16 protein-coding genes and 1 tRNA gene are annotated in these 15,697 nt (G+C 68.4%); 11 read left to right on the top strand and 6 right to left on the bottom strand.

All coding sequences use genetic code 11. The features are described from left to right. The first annotated feature begins 4 nt into the window (after positions 1-4). A complete protein-coding gene (locus MST3598_RS11980) occupies positions 5-670 on the top strand; it encodes a DedA family protein (RefSeq protein ID WP_029260392.1) in 666 nt (221 codons plus the stop codon). Between the two features lie 24 nt (positions 671-694). Here MST3598_RS11980 and MST3598_RS11975 read toward each other — a convergent pair. Further along, positions 695-767: transfer RNA gene (locus MST3598_RS11975), tRNA-Leu, on the bottom strand. Between the two features lie 86 nt (positions 768-853). Between MST3598_RS11975 and MST3598_RS11970 the strand changes: the two genes are divergently transcribed. The 3 genes from MST3598_RS11970 to MST3598_RS11960 all read left to right on the top strand — a co-directional run bounded on the left by MST3598_RS11970 (position 854) and on the right by MST3598_RS11960 (position 4,066). Further along, complete coding sequence (locus tag MST3598_RS11970) at positions 854-2,101, top strand: alanine racemase (RefSeq protein ID WP_021199534.1); 1,248 nt, start codon at positions 854-856, stop codon at positions 2,099-2,101. Continuing rightward, the gene (locus tag MST3598_RS11965; RefSeq protein WP_021199535.1) at positions 2,098-3,411 is read left to right on the top strand and encodes a D-arabinono-1,4-lactone oxidase; all 1,314 of its coding nucleotides are present in this window, start codon (positions 2,098-2,100) and stop codon (positions 3,409-3,411) included. Before MST3598_RS11970 ends, MST3598_RS11965 begins: the two co-directional genes overlap by 4 nt. Before the next feature lie 88 nt (positions 3,412-3,499). Beyond that, positions 3,500-4,066, top strand: a complete 567-nt coding sequence (locus MST3598_RS11960; RefSeq protein ID WP_021199536.1) for a LemA family protein — start codon at positions 3,500-3,502, stop codon at positions 4,064-4,066. 25 nt (positions 4,067-4,091) lie between these two features. Here MST3598_RS11960 and MST3598_RS11955 read toward each other — a convergent pair whose 3' ends face one another. Together MST3598_RS11955 and MST3598_RS11950 are read right to left on the bottom strand one after the other, a co-directional pair. Continuing rightward, on the bottom strand, positions 4,092-4,997 hold the full coding sequence (locus tag MST3598_RS11955) for a hypothetical protein (RefSeq protein ID WP_029260390.1): 906 nt from the start codon (positions 4,995-4,997) through the stop codon (positions 4,092-4,094). Continuing rightward, positions 4,994-6,259 carry a winged helix-turn-helix domain-containing protein gene (locus MST3598_RS11950; protein ID WP_036271868.1) on the bottom strand — a complete coding sequence of 422 codons (1,266 nt, stop codon included), beginning with the start codon at positions 6,257-6,259 and terminating at the stop codon, positions 4,994-4,996. The genes MST3598_RS11955 and MST3598_RS11950 overlap by 4 nt, the downstream gene beginning before the upstream one ends. 88 nt (positions 6,260-6,347) lie before the next feature. Here MST3598_RS11950 and MST3598_RS11945 point away from each other — a divergent pair, with 88 nt between their 5' ends. Both MST3598_RS11945 and ilvA read left to right on the top strand, forming a co-directional pair. Continuing rightward, complete coding sequence (locus MST3598_RS11945; protein WP_029260388.1) at positions 6,348-7,544, top strand: AI-2E family transporter; 1,197 nt, start codon at positions 6,348-6,350, stop codon at positions 7,542-7,544. After that, positions 7,541-8,770: a threonine ammonia-lyase gene (ilvA, locus tag MST3598_RS11940; protein ID WP_029260387.1), complete on the top strand. Its 1,230-nt coding sequence runs from the start codon at positions 7,541-7,543 to the stop codon at positions 8,768-8,770. The genes MST3598_RS11945 and ilvA overlap by 4 nt, the downstream gene beginning before the upstream one ends. A 69-nt stretch (positions 8,771-8,839) precedes the next feature. Here the strand turns inward: ilvA and greA are convergent, their stop codons facing one another. Further along, on the bottom strand, positions 8,840-9,328 hold the full coding sequence (gene greA, locus MST3598_RS11935) for a transcription elongation factor GreA (protein ID WP_021199541.1): 489 nt from the start codon (positions 9,326-9,328) through the stop codon (positions 8,840-8,842). A 98-nt stretch (positions 9,329-9,426) separates the two neighbouring features. After that, entirely contained in the window at positions 9,427-9,813 is a 387-nt protein-coding gene (locus MST3598_RS11930) for a DUF4307 domain-containing protein (protein ID WP_021199542.1), read from the bottom strand. Positions 9,814-9,880: 67 nt separating this feature from the next. Here MST3598_RS11930 and MST3598_RS11925 point away from each other — a divergent pair, with 67 nt between their 5' ends. Beyond that, a complete protein-coding gene (locus MST3598_RS11925) occupies positions 9,881-10,180 on the top strand; it encodes a hypothetical protein (protein ID WP_021199543.1) in 300 nt (99 codons plus the stop codon). Positions 10,181-10,187: 7 nt separating this feature from the next. Here the strand turns inward: MST3598_RS11925 and trhA are convergent, their stop codons facing one another. After that, entirely contained in the window at positions 10,188-10,919 is a 732-nt protein-coding gene (gene trhA, locus MST3598_RS11920; protein ID WP_021199544.1) for a PAQR family membrane homeostasis protein TrhA, read from the bottom strand. A 97-nt stretch (positions 10,920-11,016) separates the two neighbouring features. Between trhA and MST3598_RS11915 the strand changes: the two genes are divergently transcribed. The 4 genes from MST3598_RS11915 to MST3598_RS11900 all read left to right on the top strand — a co-directional run bounded on the left by MST3598_RS11915 (position 11,017) and on the right by MST3598_RS11900 (position 15,614). Next, complete coding sequence (locus MST3598_RS11915; protein ID WP_029260386.1) at positions 11,017-11,796, top strand: isoprenyl transferase; 780 nt, start codon at positions 11,017-11,019, stop codon at positions 11,794-11,796. Between the two features lie 55 nt (positions 11,797-11,851). Then, positions 11,852-12,982 (top strand): aminotransferase class V-fold PLP-dependent enzyme, encoded by a 1,131-nt coding sequence (locus tag MST3598_RS11910; RefSeq protein ID WP_036271866.1) that lies wholly within the window; start codon positions 11,852-11,854, stop codon positions 12,980-12,982. Between the two features lie 158 nt (positions 12,983-13,140). Continuing rightward, on the top strand, positions 13,141-14,523 hold the full coding sequence (locus tag MST3598_RS11905) for a PhoH family protein (protein WP_021199547.1): 1,383 nt from the start codon (positions 13,141-13,143) through the stop codon (positions 14,521-14,523). 260 nt (positions 14,524-14,783) lie between these two features. Next, positions 14,784-15,614, top strand: coding sequence for an endonuclease domain-containing protein (locus MST3598_RS11900; protein WP_051671208.1), 831 nt, complete (start codon positions 14,784-14,786; stop codon positions 15,612-15,614). Positions 15,615-15,697 lie beyond the last annotated feature (83 nt).

Here is a 15,697-nt window from a genome sequence, read left to right as displayed (position 1 = left end):
GCGGATGGTCCTCACTGCTGCCGCCGATCATGGCTTCACCGGGCTCACCGGATTCGCGGCCGACGTCCTCACCGCACTCGGGGATGTCGGGGTGGGTGTGCTGGTCTTCCTCGAAGTCCTGGTGCCCCCCATCCCGAGCGAGGTCATCCTGCCGTTCGCGGGGTACCTCAGCCAGAGCGGCGCCCTGAACCTGGGGTGGTTGATCTTCTGGAGCACTCTCGCGTCCCTGCTGGGCGCTTTGCTGCTGTACGGACTCGGTGCCGCGATCGGCATGGATCGGGCCGTGCGCATGCTGGCGGCCACTCGGCTGGTGAGCCGGTCCGACCTCGAGCGGGGAGGGGACTGGTTCGTGCGCAGCGGCGGTTGGACCGTGCTGGTCGGGCGGATGGTCCCCGGCGTCCGCAGCCTCATCTCGATCCCGGCGGGCGCATCCCGCATGAACCTCGTGACGTTCAGCATCTACACGGTCATCGGCAGCGGCCTCTGGAACACACTCCTGCTGGGCGTCGGCGCAGCGCTGGGCACGCAGCACGAGCAGTTGGAGCAGTATCTCGGCTATCTCGACTACGTCGTGTACTCGGCGATCGCGATCGCACTCGTCGTCCTGATCGTGCGGAGGATCCGTGAGGCCTCGGGCGAGAAGAAGCGAGCCATCGACATCGAAGACTGAGAGGGCGGGGGCCGAACCCCGGTGTGCCCCCGCTGGGACTCGAACCCAGACTGAAGCGATTTTAAGTCGCCTGCCTCTGCCATTGGGCTACGGGGGCCTCGCCGCCAGCCTATCGCCGTGCCCGCATGCGACGCGGTGCCGCAGGGGGTGATCCCGAGTCCGATGAGGCCTTAGGGTGGGGGAGTGCTCGACCTCATCGACGAACTGAGCCCCGTCCATGGTGCGCCCGCGGTCGCCCCCGAGTGGGAGGACCCGGCCCGCTACTGGCCGCGCCTGTCCGCCGTGACCGGGCATCTCCCCGCCCCGGTCGCGGTGATCGACAGGGAGGCGCTCCGCTACAACGCCATGGACCTTCTGGTGCGGGCCGGCGGGCTGCCGATCCGTGTCGCCTCGAAGTCGGTGCGCGTGCGATCCGTGCTCGATGCCGTGCTCGCGCTGCCCGGGTTCCACGGCATCCTCGCCTTCACGCTGGAGGAAGCGCTCTGGCTCGCCGAGACGCACGACGACATCATGCTCGGCTACCCGACCGTGGATCGCGGAGGACTGGAACGGCTGTTCGCCGACGAGCAGGCCGCGCAGCGCATCACCCTGATGGTCGACGACCTCGTGCATCTCGATCTGATCGACAGCGTCGCCGGCCCGGGGTCGCGCCCCGAACTACGCGTCGCGATCGACGTCGACGCCTCCTGGCGCTCGTCGCTCCTCGGCCACATCGGCGTCCGACGCTCGGCGCTGTTCAGCGCCGGAGAGGTGGCGGCATTCGCTCGCAAGGTGGTCGCGCGGCCAGGGTTCCGGCTCGTCGGACTGCAGATGTATGACGCGCAGATCGCGGGACAGGGCGATGACGCCGGGCCCGATGCGCCGTTGATCCGGATGGTGCAGGCCCGCTCGCGCAATGAGCTGCGGGAACGCCGGGCAGCCATCGTCTCCGCCGTCGGCGCGATCGCTCCGCTGGAGATCCTCAACGGCGGTGGCACCGGATCGCTCGAGTTCACCGGAAGCGACGAGTCCCTCACCGAGGCGAGTGCGGGGAGCGGGCTCCTGGGCGGCCATCTGTTCGACGGGTACCGTTCGTTCCGACCGGCCCCAGCCTCGGCGTTCGCGTTCGACGTGGTGCGGCGCCCGGCCGTCGACATCGCCACCGTGCTCGGCGGAGGCTGGATCGCCTCCGGCCCCGCAGTCGCGTCCCGTCAGCCGCGTCCCGTATGGCCGGAAGGGCTCCACACGCTCTCCCGGGAAGCGGCTGGAGAAGTGCAGACACCGCTCCAGGGTCCGACGGCCACGTCGCTGGGCGTGGGGGACCGGGTCTGGTTCCGTCATGCCAAGAGCGGCGAGCCGGCCGAGCGCATCGAGAGTTACCACCTGGTCTCGGGCGACGAGATCATCGACGAGCTGCCGACCTACCGCGGCGAGGGAAAGGCCTTCCTGTGACGAGAATCGGCGGCACCTGGCAGAACTGGGGCCGCTCGGCCTCGGTCCGACCCGTGCGTGTGGAGCGTCCGCGCAGCCCGGAGGGCGTGCAGCGCGCGGTGATCGCCGCAGTCAAGCACGGGTTGCCGGTGAAGGCCGTCGGCGCCGGTCACAGCTTCACGGGCATCGCGGTGGCCCCGGGCGTCCTGCTCGAACTCGACGACCTGCAGGGCCTCGTCTCCGTGGACACCGCCACCGGGCGGGTGACGTTGCTCGCCGGCACTCGGCTGCACCGCATCCCGGCTCTGCTCGCGCCCTATGGGCTCGCGATGGAGAACCTCGGCGACATCGATCGGCAGTCGATCGCCGGTGCGATATCGACGGGCACGCACGGAACGGGAGCCGGATACGGCGGCCTCGCGACCCAGGTGGTCGGTGTCACGATGGTCACGGCGGCCGGCGAGTTCCTCCGCATTGACGAGGAGCACGAGAATGAGCTCCTGCCCGCCGTGGCGTTGGGCCTCGGCGCGCTCGGCATCGTCGTCGAGGTGACTCTCCAGTGCGTGCCCGCGTTCGTCATGCACGCGATCGACGAGCCGGTGGCCCTGGACGAGGTGCTGGCCAGCCTCGACGAGCGCGTCGCTGCCGCCGATCACTTCGAGTTCTACTGGTTCCCCCACACCGATGTGGCCCTGACCAAGCGCCAGACGCGCATGCCGGAGGCGACGGTCCGCAAGCCGCTCCCGGCGGTCGGGCGATGGATCGATGAGACGCTGCTCTCGAACGGCGTGTATCGCGTGGTGTGCGCGGCGGGCCAGGTCATCCCCGCGATCACTCCACCCTTCAGCCGGCTCGCCGTCAAGCTCACGGGCGATCGCGAATACACCGAGCTGTCGCACCGGGTGCTCATCCAGAGCAGGACCGTGAGATTCCGCGAGATGGAGTACGCGATCCCCGCCGAGAACGCCGTGGCCGCCTTCCAGGCGGTCCGGGCGCTCATCGACCGACGAGGGTGGCGGATCGAGTTCCCGATCGAGGTGCGGTTCGCGGCCGCCGACGACCGCTGGCTGTCGACGGCCCATGGGCGTGCCAGCGCCTACATCGCCGTGCACCGGTACTGGCGAGCCGACCCCACGGAGTACTTCGGTGCCGTCGAAGAGATCATGCACGAATACGGGGGACGCCCGCACTGGGGCAAGCTCCACACGCTGACCGCGGAGACGCTCCGGGAGCGGTACCCGCGGTTCGACGATTTCGTCACGCTGCGCGATCGCCTCGACCCCGAACGTCGATTCGCCAACCGCTATCTTGAACGGGTCCTCGGCAGCTGATCGGTCTGCGGTCGTCGCCGGGCATGCCCAGTCCACGTGCAGGCTGCGCGTCTAGGATGAGAGAAACACGAGGAAGGGTGGGCCTCTGATGGAATGGCTCGTGCCGGTACTGATCGTTGTCGGAGTGATCCTGCTCGTCGGCATCTATCTGTGGGCCACGTACAACTCGCTGGTGCAGCTGAACGTCCGCGTCGATGAGGCGTGGAGCGGAATCACGGTGCAGCTGAAGCGACGAGCCGACCTCATCCCCAACCTGATCGAGACGGTCAAGGGATATGCCTCCCATGAGAAGGCCGTCTTCGAGAACGTGACTCGCGCGCGTGCCGAGACGCTGTCGGCGGGAGGCCCCGGGGAAGCAGGCATCGCCGAGGGACACCTGCAACAGGCTCTGCGCAGCTTGTTCGCGGTCGCCGAGGCGTACCCGCAGCTGCAGGCGAGCACGAACTTCCTCCAGGTGCAGCAGGCACTGGTCGACACCGAGGACAAGATCCAGGCCGCACGCCGTTTCTACAACGGCGGTGTGCGCGAGCTCAACACCAAGATCAAGGTGTTCCCGAACAACCTGTTCGCGAAGGGCTTGGGCTTCTCCGAGCGGGAGTTCTTCGAGGTCGCCGACAGCAGCGCCATCTCCGAGCCACCGCGCGTGCAGTTCTGATGACCTCTGCCTGACCAGACCCCGCTCACCACGGTGAGAGGACGAGGCCGTCAGCGGTGAATGAGACGTCGCCGCGCAGGCTCCAGGAGTCGGTGCGGTACGTGGTGGTGCGAGGTTCGCCGTTCTGGCCGGTCCCGGTGACGGTGGCCACGAGAACTCCGCCCTCCGCCGTGAAGCCGGCTGGGGAGAGCGCGATGGTCGGTGACTCGTCGATCCGATAGCGGATGCCGGTCACCTCGCGGAACTCCGTCCCCCAGGGGATTCGGATTCCGCAGCCCTCCGCCTCCGTGGTGGCTGGGGCGGTACAGGTGTCGAGGAGCTCGTCGAGCCTGTCCTGTGCGGCAGCCGTCGCTTCCGGGCGCACGGCGACATCGACCGTCGCCGAGGTCTTCGTGCCGGGCAGCACCGACACCGATCTCTCGCCGTCGAGCAGCGTCGTCGGCGCGGCAGCCACGGTGTAGGTCGCAGGCAGCAGCGGAACACCCTTCCCTGCCGGAATGGTCGCGTCGCCGATCGCCACGTCAGAGCCGATGCCCGACTCGATGGTCAGGCTGCCCAGACCCGTGGAGTCGACGATCCAACGGTCCTCCACGACGCCGAGGCTCAGCTGCGCCTCCTGCTCCGCGCCGTCCAGGCGGAACGAGATGTCGGCGACGGCGGATGCTCCGTCGGTGTCTTCACGGACGCGCGTGACCTCCGCATCCTCGATCAGAGAGGTCGCGGCGTCGAACGCGTCGAGGGCGGACGTCGAGACCTTCATCCCGGTGGCCGCCACAGCATCGGCGTCGCCGGATTCCAGGGCGTGCAGGTAGTCGAGTGCCGCCTCCTCGGGAGTGGACGAGTGGGCTGTCGACTGCCAGATCCACAGGCACGCGGCGGCCAGGACGAGTCCAGCGGCACCGCCGATGAGCCACCAACGCGCCTTTCTCACGTCCGGCGCTCCCGCGCATGCAGGTGACGGCCCACGGCACGGCCGTTCGTCGCCCCCGTCGCCAGCGCTGCATGCAGGGCATCGGTGGCGTCGCCCCAGCCGGAGACCGAGACGTTCTCCAGACCCTGCCACCCCGCCGCGAGGGCGAGCTCTGCCGCGATCGGTTCCGCATCGCCGGGGCGCGCCTGCGGTTCCCACCAGGCGGACTGGACCTGCAGCGTCGACGTCGCGCGGTCGGCCTTGAGGTCGACCCGCGCCACGATGCGGTCGCCGACGAGGACGGGCAAGGAGTAATAGCCGTACCGACGCTTCTCCGCCGGCACATAGATCTCGATGCGGTAGTCGAGTTCGAACGCGCGGAGTGCTCGATCGCGGAACCATACGACGGGGTCGAACGGGGTCAGGATCGCGGCCGCATCGATTCTCCGGGGAAGCACCGCGTCGCGATGCCGCCAGGCCGCGAGTGGACGCCCGCCACGTTCCCAGCCGCGCACCTGCACCGGCTGCAACTCGCCCGCATCGGCGAGGTCGGCGATCGCGCGGGCGACGGCCGCCCGGTCGCGGATCCGGTAGTAGTCGGCGAGGTCGGACTGCGTCGCGACACCGCTCGAACGGGCCGCACGGCGCGTCAGCTCGAGAATCGCATCGGCGCGGGAGACCTCCTGCGAGCGGATGCCGTCGGGGATCACATGTGCGGCCAGCGCATACGTGCGCTCGAAACCGCGGCGCCCGCTGATCGCGACGTCGCCGACACGCCACAGGTGCTCGAGGGCGAGCTTCACATCGTCCCAGTCCCACCACGTTCCCCGCTCTCGGGGTGCATCGGCGCGGAGGTCGGCCGGCCGCAGCGGCCCACGCGCGCGCAACTCGTCCTGCACCCACTGCACCGTGCGCGCGTTGCTGCTCATCCAGGAGTCCTCGCCGGCCCACCGCCGACGGAAGTCCTCCATGCGGAACCGCCACAGCGGCCAGTCCTGGACCGGGATGAAGGTCGCCTCGTGCGCGAGGTACTCCACGTAGTGGGTCGTGCGGGAGAGGAAGACGCGGTCGAGGAGAGCGGGTTCATACGCGCCGAGTCGCGAGAACAACGGCAGGTAGTGGGACCGGGCGAACACGTTGACCGAATCGATCTGGAGCACCCCGAGCCGGTCCATGACCCGGTGCACGTGCCGCCCCGTGACCGATGCGGGGCGGGTGCGTGTGAAGCCCTGAGCAGCCAGAGCGATGCGGCGTGCCTGGGCGGAGCTGAGGGTGTCGGTCACACGGCCAGGCTATCTCCGGCCGCCGACATGCCACCCCCCGGAGAAAGGATGCGTCCGACGGCATACGGCATGACCGTAGACTTGGGCGATGAGCGAGGACCAGCGACCCCGGCTGCGAGATCTGTTCCGTCCGCGCCCGGTCTCCACCGACCGCACCGTGACGACCGAGGCCGACGAGGCGGTGCCCCTGCCCCTGCGGATAACGGCGGGATATGCCTGGCGGCTGCTCCTGATCGCCGCCGCGATCGGCGTCTTCATCTGGCTGGTGATGCTGCTCAAGCTCCTCGTCATCCCGCTGATGGTGGGCATCCTCATCACGGCGTTGCTGTGGCCGGCGTTCTCGTGGATGCTGCGACATGGTCTTCCGCGCTGGCTGGCGATCGCGCTCTCGCTGATCGGCACGGCCGCCATCGTCACCGGATTGATGTGGCTCGTCGTCTGGCAGGTGCGGGCTCAGCTTCCCGACGTGCAGGCGCGCTCGACCGAAGCGTTCGATCAGTTCCAGGTGTGGCTGCACGACGGTCCGCTGAACCTCTCGGACACGCAGATCGCCGACTACCTCCAGCAGGGTCTGGATCTCATCAGCGAGCAGGCGCAGGTACTCTGGACGGGCGCGCTCGCCATCGGCACGACGGTCGGTCACGTCGCCACGGGTGCCCTGCTCGCCCTGTTCATCCTCATCTGCCTGCTGGCCGATGGTGCGGGGATCTGGCGCTGGACCCTCAAGATCTTCCCGCGTCGGGCCCGCCCGGCTGTCGACGGTGCCGCGCGCAACGGGTGGACCACGATCGTGAACTACGCGCGCACTCAGCTCTTCGTGGCCACCATCGACGCGATCGGCATCGGCCTCGGGGCGTTCCTGCTGCAGGTGCCCCTCGCGCTCCCGGTCGCCGTGCTCGTCTTCCTCGGCTCGTTCATCCCGATCGTGGGTGCGGTGGTGACCGGCGCCGTCGCCGTGTTCCTCGCGCTCGTGTACAACGGTCCGTGGATCGCGCTCTGGATGCTCGTGGTGGTCCTCGCCGTCCAGCAGATCGAGGGGCATATCCTGCAGCCGATCATGATGGGTTCTGCGGTCAAGGTGCACCCGCTCGCCGTCGTCCTCGTGGTGGCGGGTGGCGCGATGATCGCCGGCATCCCCGGCGCCCTCTTCGCTGTGCCGCTGGCGGCCTTCGTCAACGTCGCCGCGGTGACCATCAGCTCGGGCTCCTGGCGCACCGGCGTCGGGCCGAGCGGAGACCTTATCTGGAGCACAGTTCCGCGCGAGCGGAGACGGAGGAATCGATGAGCGCAGTCCCCAGCCTGACCGAGTTCGAGCACGCCGCTCAGAGTCTGGCTGAGGTGATCTCGCACACGCCGACGCTGCCCTCGCGAGCCCTCTCCGACATCCTCGGAGCCCCCGTCCTGCTGAAGATGGAGAATCTCCAGCGCACCGGGTCGTTCAAGATCCGCGGGGCGGCGTACCGGCTGTCGAAGCTGAGCGCCGAGGAGCGCTCGCGCGGCGTGGTCGCCGCGTCCGCGGGCAACCATGCGCAGGGAGTGGCGCTCGCCGCGCAGGAGCTCGGCATCCCCGCCACCATCTTCATGCCGTTGGGCGTTCCCGTGCCGAAGCTGCTCGCCACGCGTGGCTACGGAGCGGAGGTCGTGCTGGAGGGCGAGACGGTGGCGACATCCCTGCGTCTCGCCGCCGAATTCTCGGAGCGTACGGGGGCGGTGCTGATCCACCCGTTCGACCACCGCGACGTGGTGATCGGGCAGGGAACGCTCGGTCTCGAGCTTCTCGAAGATGCACCCGATGTCGACACCGTCGTGCTCGGCATCGGCGGGGGAGGTCTCATCGCCGGCGTCGCCGCGGCGGTGAAGGAACGCGCCGCCGAGCTCGGGCGCACGGTCCGCATCATCGGCGTGCAGGCCGAGAACGCGGCCGCGGTCCCGCCCTCGCTCGAGGCCGGAGAGCCCGTCGACATCGTGACGCGACCGACCATCGCCGACGGCATCCTGGTCGCTCGACCGGGCGCGGTCCCCTTCGACATCATCAAAGAGCTCGTCGACGAGGTCGTCACCGTCTCCGACGATGACCTGGCGAGGGCCATCCTCATCCTGCTCGAGCAGTCGAAGGTCGTGGTGGAGCCCGCCGGTGCGGCCGGCGTGGCGGCGATCCTGGCCGGCAAGGTGTCGGCCACGGGGACCACGATGGCCGTGTTGTCGGGCGGGAACATCGATCCGCTCCTGCTGCAGCGCGTGGTCTCCCACGGACTCGCCGCCTCCGGTCGCTACCTCACGATCCGCATCCCTCTGCCCGACCGCCCCGGCCAGCTGGCCCGCGTGTCGGAGCTCATCGCCGAGGCCGGTGCGAACGTGATCGAGGCGATGCATACCCGCCACGGCCACGGCCTCCAGATCAGCGAGGTCATCCTTGAGCTCAGCGTCGAGACGCGCGGACCCGAGCACTCCGAGCACACGCTCGACACGCTGCGCCGCGCCGGCTTCGAGCCCATCCTCGTCCCCGATTGAGCACACCGATCGATCACGCAGAAGCGCCCCCGCGTCCGACAGGATGCGGGGGCGCGTCTGACAGGATGCTCAGCCCGTGTAGGTCTCGACGTTCACGATCTCGACGCTGATCGAGCGCCCGTTGGGAGCCTCGTAGGAGGACTTCTCGCCGACCTTGAGGCCGAGGATGGCCTGACCGAGCGGGCTGGCTTCGCTGTACACGTCGAGGTCGCTGCCGGCCGCGATCTCACGGCTGCCGAGGAGGAAGACCTCTTCACCGCCCGCGACGAGGGCGGTGACCACGGTGCCGGGCTCGACGATCCCGCGGCTGGCAGGAGCCTCGCCGACCTTGGCGGTCTTCAGCAGGCCTTCGAGAGTGCGGATGCGCGCCTCCTGCTTGCCCTGCTCGTCCTTGGCGGCGTGGTATCCGCCGTTCTCCTTGAGATCGCCCTCTTCGCGGGCCGCCTCGATGCGCTTGGCGATCTCGTCGCGGCCGAAGGTGGACAGGTGCTCCAGCTCGGCGACGAGCCGGTCATACGCTTCCTGCGTGAGGAAGGGAACCTGAGCATCGGTGGACATGACGAAGCTCCTTCTTTCGGGATCCCTCCGGCATGCTGCGGGGGATATGCCAAGACGCCCCGGCACGGTGCCGGGGCGTCGTCTTGTCTGGCACGAGTCTAAGCGACCCAGCAGGCGTTCACCAAACCTGTGGTGGCCGCCGAGACGGTCGGAATGGTGACGGAGCGGGCCTGGGAGTGGCTGTCTCCGGCCTCGATCTCGACGATCTTCCAACCCACTACGCCGAACTCCTCGTCGAGGGCCTCCACGGCGCACACGACATCCTTGCCCTGCACGCCGGTCACCTGGAAGCTGATGTTCACGGAGTGCTCGTCGACGAGTTCGAAGCCCAGGTCGTCCGCGTCGACGGACGCCATCGACTGGGCGACGGTCATCCAGCTGAACGCGCCCACGATCAACAGCGCGATCACGCCACCGATGATCCACGGCGTCCGGCGTCGTCGGGTTCGGCCATAGCGTTCGTCGAGCTCTTGTGCGGTCGTCACAGGTGGGTCTTCCGGTCGTTAGGCTGGTGTTACCAGGTTATGCGACCTGCGTACGAAAGGCCGATTCATGTTCTCTCTGTCCGAGACCCCGATGCCGACGCCGAGCATGACCGTCGATCCGGTGTCGGTCACCCCGGGGTTCGTCGGCTTCGCCGCGATCGTCGTGGTCGTGATCGCGGTGATCCTGCTGATCTGGGACATGAACCGTCGCATCCGCCGGGTCCGGTACCGCGAAGAGGTGCGTGACGAGCTGGACGCCGAAGAAGCGGCGCGGGCCGAGGGCGGTGCCGCTGCACCCGGAGCGAACGAATCCACAGCCGACGGCACGACCTCAGCGGAGGGCGAAGGCGACACGCCCGCTCGCTGATCGACCGCTACGGTGCGCCCAGCGAAGGCGACAGCGGTGACAGCGCGATGAGCAGGCACGCGGTCCAGTGGCACAGGAACGCGAGCACCGTGCACACGTGGAAGATCTCGTGGAACCCGAAGTGCCCCGGCCAGGGGTTCGGCTTCTTGAGCGCGTAGACGACGGCGCCCCCCGTGTAGAGAAGGCCTCCCACGATCACCAGCACCATCATCGCGAAGTTCGCGTTCATGAGGTCGACGATGTACATCACGGCCGCCCAGCCGAGCAGCAGGTACAGGGCGACATAGAGCCAGCGCGGCGCGTGGATCCAGAAGACCCGGAAAAGGATGCCGACGAGGGTTCCGCCCCACACCAGGCAGAGGAGCAGTACGCCCTTCGCGGGCGGGAGCGCCAGAACCGCCAGGGGAGTGTAGGTACCGGCGATCAGCAGCAGGATGTTGGCGTGGTCGATGCGCTTGAGCAGCACCTTCACCTTCGGCCGCCAGTCGATGCGGTGGTAGAGCGCCGAATTGCCGAAGAGTAGCAGCGAGGTGAGCATGAACACGGCGGAAGCCCACTTCGCCGGGGCGCCATCGGCCACGACGATGAGGACGATGCCCGCGATCAGAGCCACCGGGAACGTGCCGGCGTGGATCCATCCGCGCCAGGTCGGCTTGACCTCGGTCGCCGCATCCACGGCGGCCGCTTCGAGCAGGGGCAGCTGGGGGACGTCGGGGCCGGAGGGCTCAGGAGTGCTCACGTGCTCACTCTAAGCCGACGCGCATACCGCACAGGGCACATATCCTCAGCGCGCACACACGATGCCGCGGGCCTCGACACGGTAGCGTAGGGAGGTGATGTCACGCGAGAGCCCGGGGCGAGGGCCGCTGTATCGGCTCTACACCAGCCGGCTGCGTCGCCACCTCGATCCGGCCAGCGTGCCGCATCATGTTGCGATGATGATCGACGGCAACCGTCGCTGGGCGCGTCAGCTCGGACTGGACACGCCCGCAGAGGGCCACAGGGCGGGCGCCGCCAAGATGCGAGAGTTCCTCGGCTGGTGCGACGAGCTCGGTGTGCGCGTGGTGTCGCTGTATCTGCTCTCGAGCGACAACCTGCGAAAGCGCGATTCCGCGGAGCTCGCCGACCTCATCGAGATCATCGCCGAACTCGCCGAGGCTCTGTCCCGTGAAGGCAACTGGCGGGTCAAGCACGTCGGCCGATCCGACATCCTCCCGGCGGAACTCGCGCGCGTCCTCTCCGACGCCGAGAAGCGCACGAAGGATCACACCGGATTGCACGTGAATCTCGCCGTCGGCTACGGCGGACGCAATGAGATCGTCGACGCGGTGCGGAGCATCATCACGAAGCACGAGGCATCAGGCGGCACGCTGGAAGACCTCGCCGCCCATCTCACGCCCGAGATGATCGGCGAGCACCTCTACACCGGCGGTCAGCCCGATCCCGACCTGGTGATCCGCACGAGTGGGGAGCAGCGGCTGAGCGACTTCCTGTTGTGGCAGAGCGCGCACAGCGAGTTCTACTTCGTCGAGGCGCTGGGTCCTGATCTCCGACAGGTGGACTTCCTCCGTGCGATCCGCGACTACGCCGATCGGGACCGACGCTTCGGGCGCTGAACGGGTGTCGGGAGGCCGGGGACCAGGGACCTGTGAGCCGTGCCACAATGACGCAGTGAGCACTTTCCGGGACTATGTCGACACGTTCGACACCGAGTCCGGCTATCTGAACTGGGCGGCCTTCGGTCCGCTGTCGCCGTCCGTCCGTGAAGAGGTCTTCGCCGACGCCGATCTGCTCGGCAGCGGGCGGCCGTCATCGCTCTCCCTGGTCGCCGAGCGCATCGGTCAGGCCCAGGAGCTCGTCGCCGAGCTGCTGGACGCGGAGGCCGACGACGTCACGTTGCAGCCGTCGTCGACCCACGGGCTCATGCACGCGCTGTTCGGGCTCTCCGGCGACGTGATCGCGAGCACCGCCGAATTCCCGAGCGTCAGTCTGACCCTGGAGCGCGCATCCACGGCATCGGATCGAACGGTCGCGCCGCGCTGGATCACACCCGACGACGGGCGGGTGACACCCGACACCGTGATCGAGGCCCTCGATGACGAGGTGGTCGCGCTGGCGGTGAGCCACGTCGACTTCCGCACCGGATTCCGCGTCGATCTCGCGGCGCTTCGCGAGTCGATCGGGCCCGACCGCCTGCTCATCGTCGACGCCGTCCAGTCGTTCGGTGTGATCGACGCCGACTACTCCGCTGCCGACGTGGTGGTCGGACACGGCTACAAGTGGTTGCGCGCGGGTCGTGGCAGCGCCTTCGCGTGGTTCTCGCCCCGTGCACGAGAGCGCATCACCCCCGTGTTGTCCGGTATCACCGGCACGACGGCTGCGGGGCTGTTCGTCGACGAACTGCCTGCACCTGCGCCGTCGGCCCGCGCCTTCACCGTGAGCCAGCCCGACACGCTCGCGGCCGGCCGACTCGCGATCGGCGTGCGCGACGTGCGCGATGCCGGCGTCGTCTCGATCGAGGAGCGGCTCGCCCAGAACGTCGACACCGTGATCGAGATCGCCGACCGCCACGGCATCGAGGTGAGCTCCCCGCGCGAGCGCAGCCGGCGTGCGGGCATCGTCGCGCTCGCTCCGGAGGAGCCCGCGCGGCTCGCCGCGGCACTCGCCAACGCCGGAGTGGTCGTCACGGCACGGGGCGCCTCGGTGCGGATCGCACCGCACGCGGGCACCGACGCGGCGACATTCGAGCTCCTCGACGATGCGCTGCGGGCGTTCGGCAACGAGACGTTCATCAGCGCGTAACGAATCACTGGCGTGTCGAATTCGGGTTAATCGCCCGCACGGTCGTACGTTCTAGGCATCGGGCAAGGCGCCCGTTCGAGTCGGCCTCAGGTTGACGACTCGTGACCCCCTGGTCGACTCGTTCGAATAGCCGGGATTCCCCGGGTCGGGAGTGGGTCGTGACCACACGTACAGCGCAGCAGGCCACCAGCACCGCGCAGCAGTCCACCCGTAAGACGTCGAGCCGGGCATCGTCCGCCGATCCGGATCAGGATCTGCGCACGTATGTCCTCGACACCTCTGTCCTGCTGAGCGATCCGCAGGCGTTCTTCCGTTTCGCGGAGCACTCGGTCGTCCTTCCCGTCGTCGTGATCACGGAACTCGAGGGCAAACGCCACGACCCGGAGATCGGCTACTTCGCACGGCAGGCCCTGCGCCACCTCGACGACCTGCGCATCGAGCATGGACGGCTCGACTTCCCGGTGGAGGTCGGCGAGGGCGGCACGCTCCGCGTCGAGCTGGCGAACACCGACTCCTCCGTGCTTCCCGCCGGCATCCGCCTCAGTGACAACGACACGCGCATCCTCTCGGTCGCCATGCACCTCGCGCAGGACGGGCAGGACGTCACGATCGTCTCGAAGGACCTGCCGATGCGCGTCAAGGCCGCCTCTCTCGGCCTGCGCGCCGAGGAGTATCTGGCCGAGCAGGCGGTGGACTCCGGGTGGACCGGCATCTCGACGCTCGACCTCTCCGGTGACGACATCAGCGACCTCTACGAGAGCGAGGTCGGCATCAGCGAGCAGGCACGCGGTCTCCCGGTGAACACCGGACTGATCATCCACTCCGAGCGCGGTTCCGCGCTCGGCCGGGTGACGGGCGATGGCGAGTACCGACTCGTACGAGGAGACCGCGACATCTTCGGTATGCACGGCCGTTCGGCCGAGCAGCGCATCGCGATCGACCTGCTGCTCGATCAGGAGGTCGGCATCGTCTCCCTCGGCGGACGTGCCGGTACCGGCAAGTCGGCGCTCGCGCTCTGCGCCGGGCTCGAAGCAGTGCTGGAGCGGCAGCAGCAGAAGAAGATCATCGTGTTCCGGCCGTTGTTCGCCGTCGGCGGGCAGGAGCTCGGCTACCTTCCCGGCGACCAGGGCGAGAAGATGGGGCCCTGGGGTCAGGCGGTGTTCGACACGCTGGGCTCGGTGGTGTCGGGAAACGTGATCGAGGAGGTCATCGAGCGCGGACTGCTCGAAGTGCTCCCGCTGACCCACATCCGCGGCCGCTCCCTCCACGACGCGTTCGTGATCGTCGACGAGGCGCAGTCGCTCGAGCGCAACGTGCTGCTGACGGTGCTGAGTCGGATGGGCCAGAATTCCCGGGTGATCCTCACTCACGACGTCGGTCAGCGCGACAACCTCCGGGTCGGACGTCACGACGGAATCGCCAGCGTGATCGAGACGCTGAAGGGGCACGACCTCTTCGGGCACGTGACTCTGACGCGCTCCGAGCGTTCGGCCATCGCCGCGCTCGTCACCGAGCTCTTGGAGGGTGGAGAGCTCAGCTGACGACGGAAACAGCGGATGCCGCGGGGACTCGCTCCTCGCGGCATCCCCGGTTTCGGCTCGGTGCCGTTTCGTCCGTTCGCATGGACCCCGCCCGATCGCATGATGCTTTGTCGTGCTCGGTCATTCATTCGTCGGATGGTCATGCGCCTGAGACGCGGAAGCGAATCAATCGGACTGCACGGCGGCGCGTTCCGCACTCGTGCTCACCGTTTACGTGAAGGAGCACTGTCCGAGTGGGCGCACGCCCCCAGAATCGGACGATGATCGACGTCAACGTTTTCCTCGAACGCCTGGGAGGCGTCGCACGCGGAACCCGGCTGCAGGCCTTCGGATGCTCGCGATCGCGGCTGGGCGCGGAGTGCAGAGCGGGTCGTATCGTCCGCGTGCGTCCGGGCGTGTTCGCATCTCGACGCGCAGCGACCGATGTGGTCGCTGCAGCGGCTCACGGGGGCGCCCTCACGTGCGCGAGTGCCTTGAGGATCAGGGAGGTGTGGACGCTGGAGGTTCCGACGGAAGTGCATGTCTGGATGGGGCTCGGCGGGCGGCGACATCACCCGGAGCACTGCGGCTGCGTCGGCCACTTCACTCGCGGTCGCATGGAGGTCGGCATCGCGCCGATCGAGATCGCGTTGACCCACGCATACGCCTGTTACGGGGAGGAGTTCTTCTTCGCCGCATACGAGTCGGCTTGGAACAAGCGGATGCTGACGGCTGCGGCGCGTGCGCACGTCCGCTCTGCCCTTCCTGCGACGGCGCGCTGGCTCGTCGATTTCGCGCGTCCGGACGCCGAGAGCGGCCTGGAGTCCCTGGTGCGGCTGAGGCTCCATCTCATCGGAGTCGCTGTGCGCACCCAGGTGGCCGTCGACGGGGTCGGGCGGGTCGACTTCGTGATCGAAGATCGTGTCATCCTCGAGGCCGACGGTCGCGAGAACCACGACGGTGCCGCGAAACGGCATCGTGATCTCATGCGGGACGCGCGCGCATCCGACCTCGGCTTCGAGACGCTCCGCTTCGACTATTCGATGATCGTGTACTCGTGGGACGTGGTCGAGGCTGCGATTCTGGCCGCGCTCGCACGGGCTCGTGCGTGAAAGTGGCGCACCTGCATGAGGTGATGCCGGATGCACGTGCCGTCCCGCCGAATGGTCATGCAATCGTCGATTGGTCATGCGTG

This window comes from Microbacterium sp. TPU 3598, from assembly GCF_002356155.1.
GTDB classification, from domain to species: domain Bacteria; phylum Actinomycetota; class Actinomycetes; order Actinomycetales; family Microbacteriaceae; genus Microbacterium; species Microbacterium maritypicum_A.
The sequence above is the reverse complement of the archived record's forward strand: the minus strand, read 5'-3'. Positions and strand labels throughout refer to the sequence as shown.